The sequence below is a fragment of the Cyclobacterium qasimii M12-11B genome (genome assembly GCF_000427295.1).
Taxonomy (GTDB): Bacteria; Bacteroidota; Bacteroidia; order Cytophagales; family Cyclobacteriaceae; genus Cyclobacterium; species Cyclobacterium qasimii.
This window is the reverse complement of sequence record NZ_ATNM01000106.1, coordinates 1-507: the sequence shown is the minus strand read 5'-3', so window position 1 is coordinate 507 and position 507 is coordinate 1. Positions and strand designations below refer to the sequence as shown.

The 507-nt window shown below is 47.5% G+C and carries 1 protein-coding gene; it reads right to left on the bottom strand.

What is annotated here, in order from left to right; translation table 11 throughout:
* A partial coding sequence (locus ADICYQ_RS31225; protein ID WP_040415897.1) for a glutamate synthase-related protein occupies positions 1 to 507 on the bottom strand: 507 nt, incomplete at both ends.

The following is a 507-nucleotide window of genomic DNA, read 5'->3' as shown; positions in this document are numbered from 1 at the left end:
CCCCGTTCTTTTGCGCACGCCGAATAGGCCCGGTCCGATTTGGCAAATGATATCGGCGCCGCCCTTTAAGTGATACTCAGACAATCCTCCTTCACCTGTATTCATCCAGGTGCCGCCTGCCTGATGGAGCCCTTTTGAGAGCGCCGTAACAGCCCGTTCTCCAAGAGAACCGTAGCTCATGGCAGACTGGCCGACTAAGCCCTTCACATAAAATGGCTTCTCGCATGTACGCTCGCCAATCACCTGTACATCATCAGGATGGAGAAAATACGGGTCTGCCTTGATATGTTCGGCATGCTCCTTGCGTTTGAACAGATTGTCAGCATCCATTTTATAGATTTGGGTTTCAATTTTGGGCGTTTGATTTACGTGCATTTCTTCCCTTTGTTTTGGAAACATAGCGTTACGGATATAATAGCCAGGTTTATCAAAATCTCTTACAGATCCAAAGCCCATCATTCTGCTTTTGTATTTGCCGGAGATGACGGTTTGCTCATATTCCTTTCG